This window comes from Paraburkholderia sp. (assembly GCF_047605525.1).
GTDB lineage: Bacteria > Pseudomonadota > Gammaproteobacteria > Burkholderiales > Burkholderiaceae > Paraburkholderia.
Genome location: NZ_JASGFN010000022.1, coordinates 98,560 through 118,406, shown reverse-complemented (window position 1 = coordinate 118,406; position 19,847 = coordinate 98,560). Strand labels below are relative to the sequence as shown.

The following is a 19,847-nucleotide window of genomic DNA, read 5'->3' as shown; positions in this document are numbered from 1 at the left end:
ATCCGACACCTCGTGCATCGCGCGCGCATCTGTGAGCGCCTGTGCCGCACGGCTATAATCGCGCTCGAACATGCCCAGGGAAGTTTACTCGTGAAAAAGATCGCTGCCTTTGCACTCGTTGCGTTTGCGCTCGCCGCCTGCTCGTCCCCGGAAAAGCAGGCGCAACGGGCCCAGCAGGAAATCCTTCATAGCGAACCCAATCTTGCCGCCGCGCAACGCGACGCGGTGATCGATTGCACACCGGCGAATTGCGATGCCGCCTGGGCGCTGACGAAGCGCTATATCGAGCAGCATTCCGACACGCGCATCACGCACGCGGACGCGGTCGCGATCGATACCGACGTTCCCGACGATTCGGGCAAGACCGCTTTCTCGGCCACCCGCGCCGAAAAGAGCACGGGCGGCGCGACGCTTACGCTGTTCGCGCAGTGCCGTGGCATGTATGGTCCGGACAGCGCGAAAGGCTCGGACTACGACGAATGCGCGGAGAAGATCCTGAGGACGCAAAACGGGTATGTGCCGTTTCTGAGGTCGCACGCGTCGCAACAGTGAGCGCGGCTTCCGCTTTTTAGCCGGCCGCCGCGGGTAATCGTTTCTTCCGCGTTGAGACCGCCCGCGATCAACTAAACGAAATTACCAGTTGATCGCCGATGGCCGTACCGCCCATCGCCGGATCCGAGATACCGTCGCGGCCTGTTTCGACGCGGCCGGCAAAGCGGCGGGTGAAGCCGGTCAGCCCCTTCGCCGTCAGCGTGAAGTCGTACCAGAAGCCCGACGCATGCAGCGGCAATTCGAAGAACGTATCGCCACGCGGCTCGATGCGCGCGACGCGCTTCGGCTCCCGCGCGTACGCGTTTGCCGCGAGGCTCACTTCGACCGGCGCGAAGCCCGTGTTGCGCACCTTCACCCGCAGCGCGCCGCTGTGACGGTCGTAAATGACTTCCGCTTCCGGATTCGCACCCGCCGCCGCGCGCACGCCGGTGAAATGCCGGTGGAAGCCCGCTGGCCCGAGCACCCACAGGTCGTAGCGGCCATTGTCGGCGACCACGTTCCATTCATCGGTCAGACGGCGGCCTGCCTCCACCGTGTAACGCTGCGGCAGCCGGTCGAGATGCAGGCGGTCATACACATGGAACACCGCGGCCTGGGTGCCCGTGTTCGCGAATGCCAGCTCGACGGTCGGGCTGCCCAGCGCGACCGTCGACGTGACGTGCAGCTCGTACGGCAGCGCGCGCGAGAAACGCACGCCGCCCGGCTGGGGCGGCAGCACGGGCGTCGCCGGCGGGACCGGCGAGGTCGTGCCCGCGAGCGCGCGGCTTTTCGCGTCGCCGGCCGTCGTATCCGGCAGCGACGGATAGAACGGACGATTGTCCGGCGTGCGGAAGTCGAAGCACGAAGTCAGATCGCCCGCGACCGCGCGGCGCCACGGGCTGATGTTCGGCTCACGCACGCCGAAGCGCTTCTCGATGAAGCGGATCGTCGACGTGTGATCGAACACCTGTGAATTCACCCAGCCGCCCTTGCTCCACGGCGAAACGATATACATCGGCACGCGCGGACCCATCCCGTACGGGTGATGGACCCACACGTCGGTGCCGGCGACGTTGGCGGTGTTCTCGCCGAGATAGTCGTCCGATGCGTCGATCGTCGATTTGCCGGCCAGTTGCGCGAGTGCCGGATTGGCGTTGTAGGTCGCGTAGGACGGCGGCGCCGGCGGCGGCACGTGATCGAAGAAGCCATCGTTCTCGTCGAAGTGGAGGATCAGGACGGTCTTGCTCCACGTGTCCGGATTGGCCGTCAGTGCATCGAGTACTTCGGAGATGTATTCGGCGCCTTGCAGCGGGCTCGATGCGCTCGGATGCTCGGAGCCCGAGGACGTCGCGCAGATCCACGATACCTGCGGCAACGTACCGTTCAGCACGTCGTTCTTCAGATCGCTCAGTTCGCGCGTCTGGATGCCGCGTGTATAGAGTTGCTGTTGCAGCGGCGTGCGCGTGGAAGCGCTCGCGGTGTTCGCGTCGCGGAACGTCTTGAAGCCGAGCAGCGGATTGAGCGAGTAGTCCTGCGCCGCCGGCTTGTAGACCTGCCACGTGATGCCGGCCGCCTGCAGACGCTCGGCGTAGGTGGTCCACGTGTAGCCGCCTGCCGGTTCGCCGGTCGTGTAATTGGCGATGTTGTTGTAGTCGTTGTTCAGCGCCGGGCCGTTGAACACACCGGGCTGGTTCGGGTTGTCGCGCCCGTGGTTCGTGCCGGTGTAGATGTAGCAGCGGTTCGGGTTCGTGCCGCCGGTGAACGCCGAGTGATTGTGGTCGCACAGCGTGAACGCGTTGGCGAGCGCGTACTGGAACGGAAGGTCCGCGCCCGTGTAGTAGACCATCGATGCGCTGCCTTTTGCGACCGGCCAGCTCGTCATGCGTCCGCCGTCCCACGCCTGCTGCGCATCGGGATACAGGTGCGGCGTGTCCTTGGTGCGGATCAGGCTGAAGTCGGCGGCCGTATCGTTGTGCTGGAAAGTCTGCACCGGCGGCGTGGCGCCGTCATTGCGCTGATACCAGACGGTCTTTTTATCGAGTGTCGTGGTATCCGGCACCGGAATCGGGAAGCGGTCGGCAAAACCGCGCACGCCGGCCATTGCGCCGAAGTAATGATCGAACGAGCGGTTCTCCTGGGTGAACACGACGATGTGTTCGACGTCCTCGATCGTGCCGGTGCGGAAATGCGCGGGAATCGCCAGCGCGCGCTGGATCGACGGCGGCAGCACGGAGAGAGAAGCGGCGGCACCGGCTGCCTTGACCGACTGGATGAGAAAGCGACGACGGGTGGAAGTATGGGTGGTCATCTTCGGGGTCCTTGTCTGGGCGGCAGTTGCCCTTTTTGTGGTGCTTTCTGACATGGCCGCGTCTGATGGACCCGCGTCGAGCCCAACGAATCGCGACTGGCGAAGTGCGCGAACAATGTAGTCCGGTATTGTGTCGTCCGCTTGACGTATAGACGAATGCGCATAAAAACCGGCGTTGTCGTCACACGCATCGATGACGCGATGGAGCGAAAGTGACGGGCCGATTGTGTAAAGGCCTGTGCGGGAAAAGTACCGCGCGGCGTTGCAACATGCACGGTCAGGACAGCCGGAACGGTTCGACACCGTCGAATGCCCGCGCGTAGAACCCGATTGCCTGGGCTGCGTTGCGCACGCTCAGGTACGGATAGACTTCATGAATCGCGTTCATCGTCGTCTCCAGGTTGCTGGTGACGATTATCGGAGAAACGCATCGATTCACGAGATCTTTTACATTTTCGATGCCGGCGCATTGCGTTAATCGCGCGGCAATTCTGAACTTGCGCGGTAAATCGCGGATGCTATTTAACCGGATCTTCGCCGGCGCGCGATGGTATCGCCTTCTCGTGTTCGAGCAGCCAGCGCTTGCGTTTCAATCCCCACGCATAGCCTTTGAGCGTGCCGTCGCTCGCGATCACGCGATGGCAGGGCACGACGATCGCGATCGGATTGGCGGCATTCGCCGCGCCGATGTCGATCGCCGCGCGCGGATCGTCAAAGCCGAGCTGTTTCGCGAGCTTGCCGTAGGTCGTCGTGGTGCCGGCCGGAATGCGGCGCAGCGCGGTCCAGACCTCGCGCTGCAACGTGGAGCCGGCCGTGGCGGTCCGCAGGCCGTCGAGCGCGGTGAATTCGCCGGCGAAGTAGTGGTTCATCGCCTCGGCAATTTCAGCCGGTGCTTCGGCGTCGATCAATTGCGGCTCGCCGTAGTGCTCGCGCAGACCGCGCCGCAGATGTGCGCGATGATCGGCGAAGTCGAGCGCATGGATGACGTGCTGCGCATCGGTGACAAGCAGCATGTCGCCGAGCGGAGAATCAAGATGGCTAAGGAGCAGTTGCATGAGCGGTATCGGTCCTCGGGTCGGCTTTGCAGCCGGGGGGGCGGAAGAAGGCAACACGCCTTCCTCGTCGGGGTCTGCTGGATACGATAGATCGCTGAGCCGTTCGTTTCACTCTGTTTTTTGCTGTCAAATTCGATCCACTCTATTGCGACCGAATGCACTGATGCCCGGGAGTGTCGACTTCGCGGCGCGTACAAAAGCAGCCGTAAATGCACGAGCAATGCACGAGCAATGCACGAGCAAACGCGAGCAAACCATTCACGCGATCTTTACACGCGCCCGCAAACGCCCGCGCCACAAGCCTTCGCGACGATCGTCATGCACCCGCCGACGCGAGTATCAAATATGAGCATTCGCTCATAAGATTCTCCCTAAGGAACGCGACCCGTGTTCCGCATCTACGGAGATCGATATGACCGATATCACCAGGACAATGAAGTTCAATCACGTGAGCTTCCCCTCATCCGATGTCAGCGCCACCGCGACATTCTTCGAAACACATCTGGGCTGCACGATCTCGGCGCGCGGCGCGAGCTGGCTTCTGAAGCGCCCCGGCTTCGACATCGTGATCGATGACGCGGCCGGTCATCCGGTCGATTGGCCGCACAATTTTCATATCGGTTTCGAATTGCCGTCGCTCGACGACGTGCGCTCGCTCCATGAGCGGATGAGCGCCGCGGGCGTCGCGATGAAAACCGCTGTGTTCAAGCATGAGCGCGGCTCGCGATTCTTCTGTGAAGTGCCGGGCGGCGTGCTCGTCGAGATCAATACGCGCTCGGATGCCGACGACAGATATCGCGGTACGTTCGACCTTTGAGAATAGTGCGCGGTGCGATGCGCGACGATACGCGCATCGCACCAACGGGCGCGCTCATGAGCGCGACAGCACCGCCGCCGGGAAGATTCAGCCGGATATCGGGCTTACAATGTTCGACTGTTACGGCATCCCGGCCGTCCCACCGTTTGCGAGGCACGAACTTCGATGAATGCATCCGAACGTATCGACCAGATGATCGCGGGACTCTCCGACTGGCGTCGTGCGACCTTTGCGCGTATCCGTGAATGCATCCTCGCGGCGGATCCGGAGATCGTCGAGGAATGGAAGTGGATGGGCAGCCCGGTCTGGTCGCGCGACGGCATGATCGCGGTCGCCAATGCGCACAAGGGCAAGGTGAAGCTGACCTTCGCGCATGGAGCGGGCCTGCCCGATCCCGACACATTGTTCAACGCGGGCCTCGAAGGCAACGCGCGGCGCGCGATCGATTTCTTCGAGGGCGACAAAATCGACGCGCGCGCGCTCAAGGCGCTGGTGCGCGCCGCGATCGAATACAACCGGGCCCATTTGAAGAAGAACGCGCGGCCCGCGCCATCGAAAGCTGGGAGTAAGAAAACCTGACGGCAGCCCGGTATCGAGCCTGCGATCCAGCGCTGGAGCGGCCTGCCGATCAATACCAGAACTGATATCGATATCACCAAAAATATGATTGGAAAGATATCAACCCGCTCCGTACACTTCACCATCGCCCGAGCCTGAGCGACAGCGTTCCGTCGTATCGCCGGTCGCGCCGCGCGGTTCGGTCACACTGGCCGGTGTTGATGTCCCGGCACATGCATCAAGGACATAGCATGTCGGAAAAAAAGCGGAAACTGCGCTCAGCCGAATGGTTCGGCACGGCTGACAAGAACGGCTTCATGTATCGAAGCTGGATGAAGAACCAGGGCATTCCCGATCACGAATTCGATGGCCGCCCGGTGATCGGCATCTGCAACACGTGGTCGGAACTGACGCCGTGTAATGCCCACTTTCGCAAGCTCGCCGAGCACGTGAAACGCGGCGTCTACGAAGCGGGCGGTTTCCCGGTCGAGTTTCCGGTGTTCTCGAACGGCGAATCGAATCTGCGTCCGACCGCGATGCTCACGCGCAATCTCGCCGCGATGGATGTCGAGGAGGCGATCCGCGGTAATCCGATCGACGCGGTCGTGCTGCTCACCGGTTGCGACAAGACCACCCCGGCGCTGCTGATGGGCGCGGCGAGTTGCGACGTGCCGGCGATCGTCGTCACCGGCGGGCCGATGCTGAACGGCAAGCTCGATGGCAGGGACATCGGCTCGGGCACCGCGGTGTGGCAACTGCACGAATCGCTGAAGGCCGGCGAGATCGACCTGCATCAGTTCCTGTCGGCCGAGGCGGGCATGTCGCGTTCGGCGGGCACCTGCAACACGATGGGCACCGCGTCGACGATGGCCTGCATGGCCGAAGCGCTCGGCACGTCGTTGCCGCACAACGCGGCGATTCCGGCGGTCGACTCGCGCCGTTACGTGCTCGCGCATATGTCGGGAATTCGCATCGTCGAGATGGCGCATGAAGATCTCAAGCTGTCGAAGATCCTCACGCACGACGCGTTCATGAACGCGATTCGCGTGAACGCGGCGATCGGCGGCTCGACCAATGCGGTGATTCATCTGAAGGCGATCGCGGGGCGCATCGGCATCGATCTCGAACTCGACGACTGGGTGCGTATCGGCCGCGATACGCCGACCATCGTCGACCTGATGCCGTCGGGCCGCTTCCTGATGGAAGAGTTTTATTACGCGGGCGGTTTGCCCGCGGTGCTGCGCAGGCTCGGCGAAGCGAACCTGCTGCCGCATCCGGACGCGCTGACCGTCAACGGCAGATCGCTGTGGGACAACGTGAAGGATGCGCCGAACACCGACGACGAAGTGATCCGTCCGCTCGACAAACCGCTCGTCGCCGATGGCGGCATCCGCGTGCTGCGCGGCAATCTCGCGCCGCGCGGCGCGGTGTTGAAGCCATCGGCGGCGACCCCGGAATTGCTGAAGCATCGCGGGCGCGCGGTGGTGTTCGAGAACTTCGAGCACTACAAGTCGCGCATCGTCGACGAAACGCTCGACGTCGACGCGAACTCCGTACTCGTGATGAAGAACTGCGGCCCGAAGGGTTATCCGGGCATGGCCGAAGTCGGCAACATGGGACTGCCGCCGAAGCTGCTGCGTGAGGGCGTGAAGGACATGGTGCGCATTTCGGACGCGCGCATGAGCGGCACCGCCTACGGCACGGTGGTGCTGCACGTGACGCCGGAAGCGGCGGCGGGCGGTCCGCTCGCCGCCGTGCGGGACGGCGACTGGATCGAGCTCGATTGCGACGCGGGCACGCTGCACCTCGATATCAGCGACGCGGAGCTCGAGCGCCGTCTCGCGCAACATGTGCCGCCGCCACCGCCGGAAGGCGGCGGCTACCGGCGCCTCTACATCGATCATGTGCTGCAGGCCGATGATGGCTGCGATCTGGATTTTCTCGTCGGTTGCCGCGGCGCCGCGGTGCCACGGCATTCGCATTGAGGCCGTGACCTCATCACGCCTCATCACGTCTCGTCACGCATTGACGTTGCGCACCTCTGGCGATCCGAACGTGCGGGCGATGCTCTCCGGCATCGCCCGCAATGCTATCGGGCCATCGCATCCACCGCGTCGAGCACGAGCCCGAAAAACTCATTCGCGGCGGCCGGATTCAGCCAGCGCACGACCAGCGCCATGCGCCGCTCGGGTTCGATCCACGTAAACGAACTGCCCGCGCCGACGCCGAAATAACTCGACTCCGGCACGTTCGGAAACACCTTGCGATCCGTATTGAGCCACACGAGGTAGCCATAGAACGGCGCGATGTCGCACGGCGTGCGCATCCGCGCGATCCACTCCGACGACAGCACGCGCCGGCCATGCGCGACGCCGTCGTCGAGCAGCATCTGCGCGACCTTCAGTTGATCGTTCGCGCTGACCGACATGCCGCCGCCCCAGTGCGTGCCGCCGGGAACCGACTGCATGCGTCGTCCGTCGATCTCGACCCACGCGTTGTCGTAGCCGACCCATTGCCAGTTTTCGCTCGCGCCGCAAGGGCGCATGATCGCCTCGCGAAACACCTCGGGCAGCGGCTGGCGAAACAGATGCAGCAGCGCGAGCGAGAGCTGGTTGATGCGCACGTCGTTGTATTCCCAGTACGTGCCCGGGCGTTGCGCCGGACGCAGGTCGCCCTTCCTGCCAGCGGGCGGCGCCGCGAAGTTGACCGCGCGGTAATGGTCCGCCTGATCCGACAGACCGAAGTACGTGCCGCGCCATTCGCTCGTTTGCTGCAGCAGATGCGCCCATGTGATCGGCGCATTGTGCTCGTCGTCGAAACCGAGGTTGGGCACGCGCGCGCGCACCGGTTCGTCGACGTCGGGCAGCAGGCCGCGATCGTGCGCGACGCCGGCGAGCAGCGCGAGATACATCTTCGCGACGCTGAAGGTCAGATCGGCCCGGTCGGGCTCGCCCCAGGTGGTCAGCACGCGGCCGTCGAGCGCGATCGCGCCGGACACGGGGCCGCGATCGTGCACCGGGCCGAGCAGCCGGTTCCACGGCGGCGGGTCGTTGACGTGCACGCCCCACGCGCCATCCACATGGCGATCCCACGGCGATTCATGATCCACGGAGAACTGCACGGCTTGCTGCAAACGGTCTTGCATGAATGAGGTCCTGTCGGTTCTAGCGCGCATGCAGGCGCACGCGGGCCCACGTCACGGCGAAAAGACTGATGATGGCCGCGAGCATCAGATAAAGCCCGGGCGCGAGATTGTTGCCGGTCGCCGCGATCAGCGCGGCGACGGCGAGCGGCGTGAAGCCGCCGAATACGGTCGTGCCGATGTTGTAGCCGAGCGCCATGCCGGTGGTGCGCGTGCGGGTCGGGAACAGCTCGGACATCAGCGCGGGAATCGGCGCGAAGTAGGTGGCCTTCAGCAGCGCGACCCACACGACCGCGGCGAGCAGCGTTGCCAGCGAAGGGTGCGCGTTCATCAGCATGAAAGCCGGGTAGACCGTCGCGAAGAACAGCACGCCGGCGCCGAGCATGATGCGCACGCGGCCCACCTTGTCGGACAGATGACCGACGATCGGCGTGAGCACCATCATGATGAGACCGGCGAGCAGTGTCGCGATGAAACCCGATGACGGCGACAGCCCGAGTTGCCGCGCCGCGTAAGTCGGCATATAGAGCAGCATGTAGTTGGCCGTGGTGGTGAGCACGAGCGAGCCGATCGACACGAGCACGGACTCCTTCTGCGTCGCGAGTAGTTCGCGCACCGGCGCCGCGGATTTTTCCGCGCGCTCGAACTCCGGTGTTTCGTCGATACGGCGGCGAATGTAGAAGCCGACCGGGCCGATCAGCATGCCGAACAGGAACGGAATGCGCCAGCCCCATGCTTCGAGCTGCGTTTGCGTGAGCACGCCTGTCAACACCGCGCCGAACAGCGACGCGAGCAGTGTGCTCGCGCCCTGGCTCGAGAACTGCCAGCTCGCCATGAAGCCCTTGCGCGCCGGTTGATGTTCGATCAGAAACGCGGTGGAGCTGCCGAACTCGCCGCCGGCCGAGAAGCCCTGCAACAGCCGTGACGCGAACACGCCGATCGGCGCGAGCACGCCGATCGCCGCATACGACGGCATCAGCGCGATCAGGCCGGTGCCGAGCGTCATCATCGCGATGGAGAGCGTCAGCGACGCCTTGCGGCCCTTGCGGTCGCTGAACGAGCCGAGCGCGAGCGCGCCGACCGGGCGCGCCAGATACGACAGCGCGAACGTGCCGAGCGTGAGCAGCAGCGACACCGTGCGGTCGTGGGCCGGAAAGAACGTGCGCGACAGCACGGCCGCGAAGTAGCCGTACACGACGAGGTCGTAGAACTCGAGCGCATTGCCGATCGAAGTTGCGAGGATCAGGCGCGAGATGCTCGAGCGCGACGCGTGCTGGGCAATCGTGTCGGCCGTGGTGGCGGAGTCCATGCTCATGACGAAGTCCTCTGGCGGCGTGTGAGATGCGCCGGCGCTGTCGCAGCGGCGGCGCGGGCGCTGGATTCGAAGTCCTGTCGCGATCTTGGCGTGGCCGATATTTATAGACAATTACAATATTTGGCAGATATCGTTGCCGAAACGGCAAAGCGGAATGGTCATGACCCAGATGGATAACACCGCGCTGCGCTACTTTCTCGAAGTGGCGCGCAGCGGTTCGCTCAGCAAGGCGTCGGGGAACCTGTACGTCGCGGTGTCCGCGCTGAGCAGGCAGATCGCGAAACTGGAAGAGGAGGTCGGCGTGGCGCTGTTCGAGCGGCGTCCGCGCGGCATGGTCCTGAGCGACGCGGGCAGGCTGCTCGCCGATTACGCGCGGCGCAGCCTGCTCGACGCGGAGCGCGTGACCGAGGAGATTCGCGGCTTGAGCAACGGCGGCCGCGCGACGATTCGCGTCGCGAGTTCGGAAGGTGTCGCGCCGCATTTTCTGCCGCAGGTTTTCGCGCATTTTCTGAAGACGCATCCGGCCACGCATTTTCAGCTCGACGTGTCCGCGCCGTCGATCGCGACGCAGCGCGTGCGCGACGGTATCGTCGATATCGCGGTGTGCTTCAGCATGGCGCCCGAGCAGGACATCAACGTCGTGCACTCGCAGCGCGCGCCGATTTTCGCGCTGGTGCGGCGCGATCATCCGCTCGGCACGCGCGCTTCGGTTTCGCTCGCGGACCTGCTGCCGTGGCCGCTCGCGATCAACGGCCAGGGTGTGACGATCCGCCAGTTATTCGACATCGCGTGCAGCCTCGAAGGGCTCGTGTTCGATCCGGTATTCGTCAGCAATTATCATGCGGCGCTGCACAGTTTCGTGTTGCATACCGACGCGGTCACGATCACCGGTTTGCTGACCGTGCGCGGGCGGCTCGACGCGGATGGCTTTGCCGCGATCCCGATCAGCAACCCCGAGCTTCATCAGCGTACGCTGCAGGTACAGACGATGGCGGGCCGCACGTTGCCGCGCGTGATGCAGACGTTCGTCGAGTTGCTGACCGCCGCGATCGACGATCCGGCGCTGCTGGACTGACAGAAGCCGCGCCAACAACCGCGCGCCAGAACGAAAAACGCCCCTGCGTAGGGGCGTTTTCGCATCCAGGCAGTCCGGCAGGCAACGCATGCGCTCCTTGCCGGCAACAGGCTGCTTAGAACTTGTGACGCAGACCGAGACGGAACGCGAGCTGGTTGTCGGCCGTGCCCGAGGTACCGAAGTAGCTCGTGCTCGAACCGATCTGTGCCTGCAGATCCTGCGTGCCGTTGCGGCCCGACGCGATCTGATAGATACCGAGCACGTACACGTCCGTGCGCTTCGACAGTGCGTAGTCGGCGCTCAGGTCCACCTGATTCCAGTGGCCGCGGTTCGCGTTGCTCAGGTGCATGTACGTGTAGCCGGCGCCTGCCGTGATAGCCGGCGTGATTGCGTACTTCGCGCCTGCTTCGTATGCCGCGAACGTCGTCGAGCTGCCCGTCGTCGGCTCGAGGCGCGTGTTCGTGTACAACGCCCACAGCGTAGCCGGGCCGAACATGTAACGGCCGCCGACGCCGAACGAGCGCAGATCGTGCACGCCGCTGATCGACACGTTCGCCACTGCCGTCGAGAATGCCGGGCTTGCCTGGCTCGGGTAGGTGATGTCGGTGTAGGCCGCGCCGATGCCGAACGGACCGTTCGCGTAGTTCAGGCCGAAGCTGTAGGCGCGCGACGAACCCGCGGTCGTGCCGACTGCCGGCGCGCCTGCGAATGCGCCGGCCTGGTTCGAGAAGCCGTACATTGCGCCGAACGTCAGACCCGAGAAGTTCGCGCTGCTGTACTTGACCGAGTTGTTGATACGGCTCGACGTCAGCTGGTCGATATCGTTGATGTGGTAAGCGTAGTTACCCGCGACGGTCAGGCCGCCGGTCGAGTAGTTGCTGCCCAGAACGTCGGTCGTGAACGAGTACTGGCGGCCGAACGTCAGCGAGCCGATACCGTCCTTCGACAGACCCACGTACGCCTGGCGGCCGAACATCGCGCCGCCCTGGCCGGCCGTGCCGTTCGCGCTGCTGAAGCCGTTCTCCAGCACGAACAGCGCCTTCAGGCCGCCGCCCAGGTCTTCCGTGCCGCGGATGCCCCAGCGGCTGCCTTGCGCGACGCCGTCGTCGTACTTGGTGAGGCTGTCGTGACCGGTAGCCGACTTCGCATTGTTCACGTAGCTGATACCCGCATCGATCAGGCCATACAGCGTGACGCTGCTTTGCGCGTGCGCGGCGCTGGCGAAAACGGCAAACGTAGCGGCGGTCAGGATTTTCTTGTTCAAAACACTCTCCGGTTAGAAATTGGACGATCGCGGCGCGCTGCTCTGCGGCAATGTCGCGCGATGGGCGGCAATTTAAGGGGATGCTGAGTACGCTATGTGACAGCCTGGATTTTTTTATCCGCTGTCGTGCCGGCGCGACACCTTTGCCGGTTTGGCGGGTTTTGTCACATACGGGTGTGCTCGCGTGAGCGTTCGGCGGGGCGTGCAGATGAACGGATGAAAAACGGCCGGCTTTTGCGCGGCGTTGCGCATGACGGATAGGCAGGTGCGCAAAAGCAGATCGCCCACCAGGGCGGTGGGCGATCTGCGTTGTCAGCCGATGAATCGGCTTAGGTGTTCGAGCGACTGGCGTCCGTGCGACTTTCGCCGCTGGCGGAACAGGCCGGCCGCATCGCGTGTCAGTTGCTCAGCAGCGAGCCGGTTCTGAACGCCTTCGCGCCGGCAATGCGCGCGAACTCGAGCCCGGCGGTCGCGAAACGCGTCAGATGCCGCGCGTACAGCACGCCGGCCACGCTGTTCCTGATCGTGACGACGCGGTCCGCCAACGGATCGACGATGTCCGCGATTTCCTGGCCCACGTCGACCCAGGTGCCGACTTCGCAGCGGTACACGAGTACGCCGCTGATCGGCGCGACGAGCGGCTCGGTGCCCGCGAGCGGCGTCGCGGCGAATTCGAGCGGCGGCAGCGGGGCCGGCTCGCCGTCGATCACGCCGCGCGAGGTCAGATATTCGATGATCGCCTGCGAGTCCTTCTCCGCGTATTCGTACGACACTTCGCGCTGACCGCGCAGTTCGATCGTGACCGAGATCCCGCCGTTCGGAATCGGGAAGCGTTCGCCGAAACGGCCGCGCAGATCCGACCAGCAGAAGCTGTGAATCTCGTCGAACGGATTGCCCACCGAATTGAGCGCGAGCAGCGATGCCTTCGCGTCGAGATAGCGCGCGAGCGGCTCGACTTCGGGCCACAGGTCCGGGTTCGTGTACAGGTGCATCGCGGCTTCCCAGTCGCAGTGCAGATCGAGCACGACGTCGGCGTCGTACGAGAGCTTTTGCAGCGCGAGGCGTTGCGATGCGAGCTCGGTGGCCGGTTGCTGCGCGTCGAGCACTTCACGCATCGCCGCGCGGATCGCGTCGCGGTTCGCGTCGATGTCGCCGCTGAGGCGCGACTCGATGATCGGCAGCACGAGCGCCGCGAGGTCGTAGAAATTACGGTTGAAGTTCTGCGCGGTGCCGGTTTCGAAGCGGCCCAGCATCTGCCCGAGCAGATGTTGATTGAGACCGATCGGATTGGGTACCGGTACGACCACGACTTCGCCGCGCAGCTTGCCGGCGGCTTCGAGCGCGGCGAGCTTGCGGCGCAGCGCCCACGACACCAGCATGCCGGGCAGTTCGTCCGCGTGCAGCGACGACTGGATGTAGATCTTCTGTCCGCCGCCTGGGCCGTAGTGGAAACTGGTCAGGCTGCGGGCGGTGCCAAGCGACGGGGCGATCAGCGGATGAGTTTGCGTTTGCATGGTTTGCGGATTCGCGGCCAACACTATGATGAGCCGCGCTATGTAGTTGATTGCAAGGGGAAAGATGCGCGCCGCTGCGGGTGGGCGGAGCGCCGCGGGGATATCCGATGAGCCCCGCGTGTCGCACGATCTTAGCCGAATATGACACGCGATGTGGCGGGAAACGGGGCCCCGGAAGCAAAACGGGCTCCGCGATGCGGAGCCCGTCCGGGGTAAGCAGCGGGCGCGCCGGGCGGCGCGCCCGAGCCGATTTAGCCGCCGTACACGTCGAAGTCGAAGTACTTCTGCTCGATCTTCTTGTACGTGCCGTCCTTGATCATGTCGGCGATCGCCTTGTCGACCTTCGCCTTCAGATCGGTGTCTTCCTTGCGCATGCCGATGCCCGCGCCGTTGCCGAGGATCTTCGGATCGTCGAGGTTCGGGCCGACGAACGCGAAGCCCGCGCCGCGCGGCGTCTTGAGGAAGCCCTGCTCAGCCTGCACCGCATCCTGCAGCGCCGCGTCCAGACGGCCCGAGAGCAGGTCCGCGTAGACCTGGTCCTGGTTCTGATACGGCACGACCTTCGCGCCCTTCGGTTCCCAGTAGGTCTTCGCGTAGGTTTCCTGGATCGTGCCCTGTTCGACGCCAACCGTTTTGCCCTTCAGCGAATCGGCGGTCGGCAGGATGCCCGAGCCCTGCTTCGCGACGAGGCGCGTCGGCGTGTTGAACAGTTTCGACGAGAAAGCGATCTGCTCGGCGCGTTGCGGCGTCATCGACATCGACGACAGCACGCCGTCGAACTTCTTCGCCTTCAGCGCGGGAATCATGCCGTCGAAGTCGTTCTCGATCCACACGCACTTCGCGCCCACGCGCTTGCAGATTTCGTTGCCGAGGTCGATATCGAAGCCAACGAGCTTGCCGTCCGCGCCCTTGGATTCGAACGGGGGATAGCTGGCGTCAACGCCAAAACGGATCGTCGACCAATCTTTAGCGTGTGCGCCGATCGAGACGGTGGCAAGCAGAGCAACCGTCAAAGCCGCTAGCAGTTTTTTCACTGTTTTTACTCCTCGGTGTAGTTCAATTACGCCCGCGGCGGTTGTGCCGCCACGGGGATGCCCGATGCGACTGGCAACCGGGCTTGGTTCAGGCTGCGGGCCGGGGTGGCCTGCAACGCGCGCCAAGCTTATCAGGTCAAAAATATTGGGAAGCTAGTAAAACACCGGATAGCGTATGAGGATACCTTCTAGACGCGCGTGAATCGGTGGGTTTGCAGTTGCGTAATGTAATTGTAATAAGTAAAACGTAAAAAGCGCGGCCGCTCGCGTTATCAAGCCTATTTATCTGGGTTTTCCCGCGGATTACGGCTGCCGCCCGTTTGAGAACGGGGCGAAGTGGAACAGTTAAAGATTCCGCCTGAATTGCCGTTAATAACCGCGCTGCGTCGGACGATACCTTACTCATTATTGCCGGCACCGGATATTTTTTCGATGCTATTTCGATCGAGGGCAAAAAAATGAATGCTTTGGCGCTATCATCGATGCTCCTTCCATTCCCCGCTGGTCGCCGCGTGACCGGCGTATCGGTCTGAAGAAAGTCGTCGGGCAATCCGCCGATATTTAAATGCCGCGCGTTTGCGCTGGGTCAAAAGGCCTTCTGCTAAACGGTGTTATCCATGCACACGATGTTGACCGCGGATGAAACAAACTGTTGTAAGCAGGTTTTGCGCCGGCGAATTCCGGCCGCTTTCATGTCGGCCCGCGTGCGTTTAGCGCGGCGCGAAGTTTTCAGTATTTTTTTGCCGGCGGTTTTACCGGCGGCTTCCACGGATTTTGGGTCCGCGGCTTTGTCCTTGATTTTTTCCGTGCTTTTGCCGGTTTTGAGTTGCGTATTTTTTTGCACGGGTTTAGGCACGGCCGCGCCCGCTATCGCCGCCGAAAAAGTGCTGCGCGTGCTCGCGTGGCCCGGCTATGCGGATCCGGACGTCGTGAAGACATTCGAAACGCGCTACGGCGCGAAGGTCGAGGTCACGCTGGTCGATTCCGACGAGGCGTTGTGGGCGCAGATGCACAGCAAGGACACGCCGCCTTTCGACGTGCTTGCCGCCAACACCGCCGAAATCCGCCGCTATACGCAGGCGAATCTGCTCGCGCCGCTCGATCTCGCGAGCTTGCCGAATACGAAGAAGCAGTTGCCGCGCTTCCAGGCGCTCGGTTCGATCGAGGGCCTGACGTCGGCGGGCAAGGTGTACGCGATTCCCTTTACCTACTCGTCGATGGGGCTCATCTACGATCGCAGGCAGATTCCGGTCGCGCCGCGCTCGATGCTCGAGTTGTGGAACCCGCGCTACCGCGGCAAGGTGCTCGACTTCAACAGCGCGCAGCACAATTTCTCGTTTACGGCGCTCGCGCTCGGCTATCCCAATCCGTTTCAACTCGACCCCACGCAGATGCGCGCGATCGCGCACAAGCTGGTCGACTTGCGCCGCAATCTGCTCACGTACTACACGTTGCCGGAAGAGGCGACCGCGTTCTTTATCCAGCACAAGGTCGCGCTGATGTTCGGCAACTACGGCACGCAGCAGCTTCAGTTGCTGCGCCGCGCGGGCGCGGACGTCGGCTACGTGATTCCCGACGAAGGTGCGCTCGCGTGGCTCGACTGCTGGTCGATGACGCGCGCGGCGACCGACAGACCGCTCGCGCTCGAATGGATCAACTACATGCTCGAGCCGAGCGTGAGCAGGCTGCTGACGCAGCGCCAGGGGCTCGCGAACACGTTGACGGAGCCCGCGGAAACGAGTGCCGACGCGCACATCGTCTGGATCGGTCCGGTCGAGGACATCCAGCGGCGCGAGGACCTGTGGACGCGGATCGTGTCGGGCGACCGTTCGGGGCGCTTCTGATGTTGCGGCGCGGCCTGACCTTCAAGCTCTCGGTGCTGCTCGCGTGCATCGGCGTGCTCGCATCGGGCGCGACCGGCTACTACGCGTATCACGCGAACCGCACGATGCTCGTCAACGAAGCGGAGCGCAGCCTGCTGACGTCGACCGAACTGCTCGGCCAGCGCATTGCGTTTTCGATCGACGACGTCGCGTCGGATGCACTCGTGCTCGCGACGATGCCGTCTTCGGTGCGCGTCGCGCAGAGCGACGACGGCATCGGCCCGAACCCCGGGCGCGAGCGCCTCGCGCAGGTGTACTCGAGCTTCATGCTGCATCACCCGGAATACCTGCAGGTGCGGCTGATCACGCGTCAGCATCACGGGCTCGAGCTGATCCGCTTCGACCGCGACCGCGACGGGCTGGTGCGCGTCGAAGGCGACGATCTGCAGGAAAAAGGCCAGTTCGCGTACGTGTTCGATACGCTCGCGTTTTCGCCGGGCCGCATCTACACGTCGCCGATCACCGTCAATCACGAATACGGCACGCATGCCGCACAGGGCAAGCCGACGCTGCGCCTCGGCACGCCGATCGCGGATGCGAACGGCAAGGTGGTCGGCGTCGTCGTGATCGACATCGATCTGATCGGCATGCTGCGGCGTTTGCAGAGCGATTTGCCGAGCGACTACCAGGTCTATCTCGCGAACGAATGGGGCGACTTCCTGATTCATCCGGATCCGTCGAAAACATTCGGCTTCGACCGCGGCCGCCGCGTGCTGATGCAGGACAGCTTCCCGGTCACGAAGCCGCTCTTCGATCAGACCCAAAGCACCGTGCTGGCGAACGGTCTTGCGCGCCCGCGGCAAGCGGCCGGTCAGGTGCTCGCGTTCGTGCGCCGGCCGTTCGGCGGCTCGGAAGGCAACCGCTTTATCGTGCTCGGCCTCGCGAAACCGCTCGAGGACGTGCTGGTCGGCGCGCATCAGCTCGGCACGCGGATCATCCGCATGGTGCTCGTGTTCAGCGCGCTGTCGGTATTGCTGGCGATCCTGTTCGCGCGGGCGCTGACCAAGCCGCTGCATCTGCTCGCATATGCGGCGACGCATCAGTTCGCCGACCACGCGATGAACACGCTGCCGCTCAGGCGCACCGACGAAATCGGCGTGCTCGCGCGCTGCTTCGACCGTCTGCGCCGCGAAATCCACGCGCAGATGGATACGCTGCACAGCAAGCAGAGCGAGCTCGCGCATCTGGCGTCGCACGACGTGCTGACCGGTCTGCCCAATCGCATGCTGTTCATGCAGAAGCTCGAAAGCGCGCTCGAGGCGGCGAAGCGGCATCGCGAAGGGCTCGCCGTGCTGTTCGTCGATCTCGACCGCTTCAAGCAGATCAACGATCAGTTCGGTCACCCGGTCGGCGACAAGGTGCTCGTCGCGGTCGCGGGGCGGCTCAAGGACGTGCTGTGTTCCGGCGATGTGGTCGCGCGGCTCGGCGGCGACGAATTCATCGTGCTGATCGAGGGGACGCGCATTGAGGATGCGACACCCGCGATCGCCGCGCGCATCATGGACGCGCTGAACGAAACGCTGACCATCGACGGCAACAGCATGACGGTGGGCGCGAGCATCGGCATCAGCGAGTTCCCTCATGACAGCGGCAACGCCGAGGAACTGCTGCTGAACGCCGACGCCGCGATGTACGCGGCGAAATCGAGCGGACGGTGCGCGTATCTGCGTTATCGGGACTTGCTCGAAGCGCGTCTGGGCGAACCAGCCGAGGCGGCCGGAGAAGACGAAAAGACGCCGGATGCGAAAGCGGCCGAAGCCGCCGGAGCGGAGCCGACTGCCTGAACCCTGCGCGGGTTGGCTGGGTGGTCCGCCGCCCCGCCGCCCCGCCGCCCGTGGCCCACTGCTTACTGCAACGCCGCGATTGCGCCGCGCGCGCCTTTTTCCCGCAGCAGACGCAATGCGTCATAGAGCGTCGCCCTGAAGGCGTCGTGACCGGCGAGGCCTGCGTCGAACACTTCGCGTACGCCGAGCAGCGCATCCATCAATGCGCGCGGTTCGCCTTGCGCGGACGCCGCGAGCGCCGTCAATCTGTCCGCGAGCGGATCGCTGATCTCATAGCGCGTGCCGTCGTCCGCGTGAGCGCGCAGGAACGTCATCCATGCGGCGACCGCGAGCGCGAGTCTGCGGTACGGCTTGCCCGCCTCGATGCGCGCCGCGATGGTCGCGAGCAGGCGCGGCGGCAGCTTCTGGCTGCCATCCATCGCGATCTGCGCGCAGCGGTGTTTGAGCGCCGGGTTCGCGTAACGCGCGAGCAGTGCGTCGCGATAGCCGAGCAGATCGAACGAGGCGGGCACGCTCAGCGTCGGCGCGATTTCTTCGGTCATCAGCGTGTGAATGAGATTGCGCATCGCGGGGTCGGCGATCGCCGCGTCGATCGTCGCGAAGCCGCCGAGCATCGACAGATACGCGAGCGTCGAATGCGTGCCGTTCAGCATGCGCAGCTTCGCGAGCTCGAACGGCGTGACGTCGTCGACGAGCTGCGCGCCGACGGCATCCCATGCGGGGCGTCCCCGCGGAAAACGATCCTCGATCACCCATTGCCGGAACGGCTCGCAAGGCACCGGCACGTCGTCGCGATAGCCGAGCTGTTCGGCCACGGTCGCGCGTTCGGCGTCCGTCGTGGCCGGCACGATGCGATCGACCATCGTCGACGGAAACGCGACCTCGACGGCGATCCAGTCGGCCAGCGCCGTATCGAGTTGCCGTGCGAACGAGCACACGACCTGACGCAGCGCGGCACCGTTATGCGAGAGGTTGTCGCACGACAGCACGGTGAACGGCTGGCCGTTCGGCGCGTCGCGCCGCGCGCGCAACGCCGCCGTGAGAATGCCGGGCACCGTGCGCGGCGCGCGCGGATGCGCGAGATCGTGCGCGACGGCGGGATCGTCGAGATCGACGTCGCCGGTCTTCGGGTCGCGGCAATAGCCTTTTTCGGTGACGGTCAGCGAAACGATCCGCACCAGTGGATCGGCAAGACGCGCGAACAACGCGGGCGCGTCGGCGGGCATCGCCAGCACTTCGCACAGCGCGCGCACCACGGTCACTTGCGCGCCTTGCGGCCCACGCTCGACGACACCGTATAGCCCCTGCTGCGCCATCAACGCGTCGCGCTTGCCGACGTCGCCTTGCAGCGTCACGCCGCAAATGCCCCAGTCGCCGCCGGCGGCGAGCATCGCTTCTTCGGTGTACAGCGCCTGATGCGCGCGATGAAAGTTGCCGATGCCCAGATGCACGATGCCGATGCGCGGCTCGCTCCAGTGCGGCGACAGCAGATGCGTTCGCAGCGCGGGCAATGCCTCGCGCGACAGGCATTGTTGGGGGAGCGGCAGGGTGGCAGAGCTCATGGGAT

At 64.3% G+C, this 19,847-nt stretch carries 16 protein-coding genes and 1 pseudogene; 7 read left to right on the top strand and 10 right to left on the bottom strand.

The features are described from left to right. Positions 1-90: 90 nt before the first annotated feature. Complete coding sequence (locus QM685_RS27580; RefSeq protein WP_415121396.1) at positions 91-552, top strand: hypothetical protein; 462 nt, start codon at positions 91-93, stop codon at positions 550-552. A 67-nt stretch (positions 553-619) separates the two neighbouring features. Here QM685_RS27580 and QM685_RS27575 read toward each other — a convergent pair whose 3' ends face one another. The 3 genes and pseudogenes from QM685_RS27575 to QM685_RS27565 form a co-directional block, all read right to left on the bottom strand. After that, positions 620-2,839, bottom strand: coding sequence for a phosphocholine-specific phospholipase C (locus QM685_RS27575; RefSeq protein WP_415121394.1), 2,220 nt, complete (start codon positions 2,837-2,839; stop codon positions 620-622). A 280-nt stretch (positions 2,840-3,119) separates the two neighbouring features. After that, positions 3,120-3,227: pseudogene (locus tag QM685_RS27570) on the bottom strand (VOC family protein); the annotation flags it as partial. 130 nt (positions 3,228-3,357) lie between these two features. Then, complete coding sequence (locus tag QM685_RS27565) at positions 3,358-3,894, bottom strand: methylated-DNA--[protein]-cysteine S-methyltransferase (protein WP_415121392.1); 537 nt, start codon at positions 3,892-3,894, stop codon at positions 3,358-3,360. Positions 3,895-4,306: 412 nt separating this feature from the next. Here QM685_RS27565 and QM685_RS27560 point away from each other — a divergent pair, with 412 nt between their 5' ends. The 3 genes from QM685_RS27560 (at position 4,307) to QM685_RS27550 (ending at position 7,254) form a co-directional block, all read left to right on the top strand. Beyond that, a complete protein-coding gene (locus tag QM685_RS27560) occupies positions 4,307-4,711 on the top strand; it encodes a VOC family protein (protein ID WP_415121390.1) in 405 nt (134 codons plus the stop codon). A gap of 165 nt (positions 4,712-4,876) precedes the next feature. Beyond that, positions 4,877-5,290 carry a DUF1801 domain-containing protein gene (locus QM685_RS27555; RefSeq protein WP_415121388.1) on the top strand — a complete coding sequence of 138 codons (414 nt, stop codon included), beginning with the start codon at positions 4,877-4,879 and terminating at the stop codon, positions 5,288-5,290. 230 nt (positions 5,291-5,520) lie between these two features. Further along, positions 5,521-7,254: an IlvD/Edd family dehydratase gene (locus QM685_RS27550; protein ID WP_415121386.1), complete on the top strand. Its 1,734-nt coding sequence runs from the start codon at positions 5,521-5,523 to the stop codon at positions 7,252-7,254. Positions 7,255-7,358: 104 nt separating this feature from the next. On the opposite strand, the gene QM685_RS27545 is transcribed toward QM685_RS27550, so the two are convergent. After that, positions 7,359-8,414: a serine hydrolase domain-containing protein gene (locus tag QM685_RS27545; protein ID WP_415121384.1), complete on the bottom strand. Its 1,056-nt coding sequence runs from the start codon at positions 8,412-8,414 to the stop codon at positions 7,359-7,361. 19 nt (positions 8,415-8,433) lie between these two features. Next, complete coding sequence (locus tag QM685_RS27540) at positions 8,434-9,726, bottom strand: MFS transporter (RefSeq protein ID WP_415121382.1); 1,293 nt, start codon at positions 9,724-9,726, stop codon at positions 8,434-8,436. A 169-nt stretch (positions 9,727-9,895) separates the two neighbouring features. Between QM685_RS27540 and QM685_RS27535 the strand changes: the two genes are divergently transcribed. After that, a complete protein-coding gene (locus QM685_RS27535; protein ID WP_415121424.1) occupies positions 9,896-10,801 on the top strand; it encodes a LysR family transcriptional regulator in 906 nt (301 codons plus the stop codon). A 115-nt stretch (positions 10,802-10,916) separates the two neighbouring features. Here QM685_RS27535 and QM685_RS27530 read toward each other — a convergent pair whose 3' ends face one another. The 4 genes from QM685_RS27530 to QM685_RS27515 all read right to left on the bottom strand — a co-directional run bounded on the left by QM685_RS27530 (position 10,917) and on the right by QM685_RS27515 (position 15,469). Then, entirely contained in the window at positions 10,917-12,065 is a 1,149-nt protein-coding gene (locus QM685_RS27530; RefSeq protein WP_415121380.1) for a porin, read from the bottom strand. A 398-nt stretch (positions 12,066-12,463) separates the two neighbouring features. Continuing rightward, positions 12,464-13,579 (bottom strand): succinylglutamate desuccinylase/aspartoacylase family protein, encoded by a 1,116-nt coding sequence (locus tag QM685_RS27525; protein ID WP_415121378.1) that lies wholly within the window; start codon positions 13,577-13,579, stop codon positions 12,464-12,466. Between the two features lie 251 nt (positions 13,580-13,830). Further along, complete coding sequence (locus QM685_RS27520) at positions 13,831-14,613, bottom strand: ABC transporter substrate-binding protein (RefSeq protein WP_415121376.1); 783 nt, start codon at positions 14,611-14,613, stop codon at positions 13,831-13,833. 601 nt (positions 14,614-15,214) lie between these two features. Further along, positions 15,215-15,469 (bottom strand): hypothetical protein, encoded by a 255-nt coding sequence (locus QM685_RS27515; protein ID WP_415121428.1) that lies wholly within the window; start codon positions 15,467-15,469, stop codon positions 15,215-15,217. Between QM685_RS27515 and QM685_RS27510 the strand changes: the two genes are divergently transcribed. Further along, positions 15,420-16,457 carry an extracellular solute-binding protein gene (locus QM685_RS27510; protein ID WP_415121374.1) on the top strand — a complete coding sequence of 346 codons (1,038 nt, stop codon included), beginning with the start codon at positions 15,420-15,422 and terminating at the stop codon, positions 16,455-16,457. The genes QM685_RS27515 and QM685_RS27510 overlap by 50 nt on opposite strands. Beyond that, complete coding sequence (locus tag QM685_RS27505; protein WP_415121422.1) at positions 16,457-18,280, top strand: diguanylate cyclase domain-containing protein; 1,824 nt, start codon at positions 16,457-16,459, stop codon at positions 18,278-18,280. The genes QM685_RS27510 and QM685_RS27505 overlap by 1 nt, the downstream gene beginning before the upstream one ends. A 62-nt stretch (positions 18,281-18,342) precedes the next feature. Here QM685_RS27505 and QM685_RS27500 read toward each other — a convergent pair whose 3' ends face one another. Further along, the gene (locus tag QM685_RS27500) at positions 18,343-19,842 is read right to left on the bottom strand and encodes a mannitol dehydrogenase family protein (protein ID WP_415121372.1); all 1,500 of its coding nucleotides are present in this window, start codon (positions 19,840-19,842) and stop codon (positions 18,343-18,345) included. Positions 19,843-19,847: the final 5 nt, after the last annotated feature.

What these genes read in the sequence shown, in the direction of transcription:
- QM685_RS27575 (WP_415121394.1), bottom strand. Translation starts at nt 2,839, where the DNA reads ATGACCACCCATACTTCCACCCGTCGTCGCTTTCTCATCCAGTCGGTC.
- QM685_RS27565 (WP_415121392.1), bottom strand. Translation starts at nt 3,894, where the DNA reads ATGCAACTGCTCCTTAGCCATCTTGATTCTCCGCTCGGCGACATGCTG.
- QM685_RS27560 (WP_415121390.1), top strand. Translation starts at nt 4,307, where the DNA reads ATGACCGATATCACCAGGACAATGAAGTTCAATCACGTGAGCTTCCCC.
- QM685_RS27555 (WP_415121388.1), top strand. Translation starts at nt 4,877, where the DNA reads ATGAATGCATCCGAACGTATCGACCAGATGATCGCGGGACTCTCCGAC.
- QM685_RS27550 (WP_415121386.1), top strand. Translation starts at nt 5,521, where the DNA reads ATGTCGGAAAAAAAGCGGAAACTGCGCTCAGCCGAATGGTTCGGCACG.
- QM685_RS27545 (WP_415121384.1), bottom strand. Translation starts at nt 8,414, where the DNA reads ATGCAAGACCGTTTGCAGCAAGCCGTGCAGTTCTCCGTGGATCATGAA.
- QM685_RS27540 (WP_415121382.1), bottom strand. Translation starts at nt 9,726, where the DNA reads ATGAGCATGGACTCCGCCACCACGGCCGACACGATTGCCCAGCACGCG.
- QM685_RS27535 (WP_415121424.1), top strand. Translation starts at nt 9,896, where the DNA reads ATGGATAACACCGCGCTGCGCTACTTTCTCGAAGTGGCGCGCAGCGGT.
- QM685_RS27525 (WP_415121378.1), bottom strand. Translation starts at nt 13,579, where the DNA reads ATGCAAACGCAAACTCATCCGCTGATCGCCCCGTCGCTTGGCACCGCC.
- QM685_RS27505 (WP_415121422.1), top strand. Translation starts at nt 16,457, where the DNA reads ATGTTGCGGCGCGGCCTGACCTTCAAGCTCTCGGTGCTGCTCGCGTGC.
- QM685_RS27500 (WP_415121372.1), bottom strand. Translation starts at nt 19,842, where the DNA reads ATGAGCTCTGCCACCCTGCCGCTCCCCCAACAATGCCTGTCGCGCGAG.